This window comes from Sphingomonas sp. SRI_018 (genome assembly GCF_057586275.1).
Map to the genome: position 1 here is coordinate 1 of NZ_JBYCZO010000010.1, position 1,882 is coordinate 1,882.

General features: G+C 67.2%; 1 protein-coding gene. It reads left to right on the forward strand.

Going from position 1 to position 1,882, the window contains the following annotated elements:
- The coding region (locus AC2YHA_RS19455) for a BapA/Bap/LapF family large adhesin (RefSeq protein WP_487402973.1) at positions 1 to 1,882 on the forward strand (1,882 nt) is incomplete at both ends.

Below are 1,882 nucleotides of genomic sequence, written 5' to 3' on the forward strand. Positions count from 1 at the left end.
GGACATCGCCAGCGTCGATCCGATCCCGGCGAGCGGCAACGTCATCACCGATGCCGGCCCCGGTGGCGAGGTCGACGTGGTGAGCCCGGCGACGGTCGTGCACAGCGTCACCGTGAACGGCGTCACCACGGATGTGACCGCGGACGGAACGACGGTCACCGGTCAGTTCGGCACGTTGGTGATCGACCTCGACGGCAGCTACACCTACACGCCCAATGCCGACGCGTCGGCGATCGGGCAGACGGAGCAGTTCCAGTACACCATCCGCGACAGCGACGGCGAGCTGGAGACCGCCAATCTCACCATCACCATCGGCAGCGACGACATCACTGGCGCTCCCGTGGCCAATGACGACCAGGCGCGCGTCGACGTCGTCTACGAGAATGTCGTCGACACGGTCGATCCGACGGTGGAGTTCAGCTTCAACACGCCGGGCCTCCTTGGGACGGGATCGGGCAGCGACACCTTCACCGTTGCACCGAACACCAGCTCCGACGTCACGATCATCGCGGTCGGAGGAGGGGTGCTGTCCGCCCTGCCGACGTTCACGATCACGATACGCGATGCCGGCGGCGCGGAGGTACAGACGATCACGGCCACCGCCCTGGCGAATGTGCTCGGCCTTGGCGCGGGCCTGTCGCTGACGGTCCAGGATCTGCCTCCCGGTACCTATACCTTCGAGGTGTCGAGCTCGAGCGCGGTGGGGCTGCCCTTCGATACCGACGTCTATCTGGGTCAGACGATCACGCATCTCGACGACTTCCAGGTACAGAGCACCACCAACGCAGAGGGCAATTTGCTCGACAATGATGTGGCCGGCTCTGCCTTCACCGAGCTGTGGGTGAGGGACGGGACCAGCTTCGTCGAGGTCGAGGATGGCGGACGCGCGATCACCGGCCTCTATGGTACGCTGACGATCAGCGAGACTGGCGACTATGTCTACACGCCCCGGGCGGACCTGCCGCATTCGGCGTCGGACCTGATCGACAGCTTCACCTACCAGCTCGTCTCGCCTGACGGGCGAACGGAGACCGCCACACTCCAAATCGTCCTCGACGTCTCCGGCGCCGGGACGACCGACGACCCGGATCCGCCCACCGCTACCGTTGCGCCCGACGGTGCGTCGGTGATCGGCACGGGTGAAGCGGGGGCGACCATCACCGTCCGCGGGGCGGCCGGCAATGTGATCGGTACCAGCCTCGTCGGTCTCGACGGCAACTACACCGTCGCGCTGACGCCGCCGCAGACCAACGGCGAGCGCCTGACCGTCGTCCAGACCGACATTGAGGGGAACGTCTCCGATCCGACGGCGGCGTTCGCTCCGGACATCACCGCGCCCGACGCGCCGACGGCCGACGTCAATGATGCGGGCACGATCGTGACCGGCACGGGCGAACGCGGCGCGACCGTTACCGTCCATGATCCGAGCGGCGCGACGATCGGCACCGGCACCGTCGGTCCCGACGGCACCTATACAGTGACGCTGACCTCGCCGCAGACCAATGGCGAGGACCTGACGGTCACGCAGACGGATCCGGCGGGTAACATCTCCGATCCGGCGACGGCGTTGGCACCCGATATCACCGCGCCCGATGCACCCACTGGCCTTGCGGTGAGCGCCGATGGCACCACCTTGACCGGTACCGGCGAGCCTGGCGCCAGCGTCGAGGTTACCGATACGGCCGGCGCCGCGATCGGGACCGGCACGGTCAATCCGGACGGCAGCTTCTCGGTCACGCTCACCCCGGCGCAGACGCATGGCGAGGAACTGGGCGTCACCCAGGTCGACGCGGTGGGCAATGTTTCGCCCGAAGCGACCGTGTTCGCTCCCGTAGACATCGACGCGTTCGACAACAGCGCGACGGCCGGGATCGACCTGGTG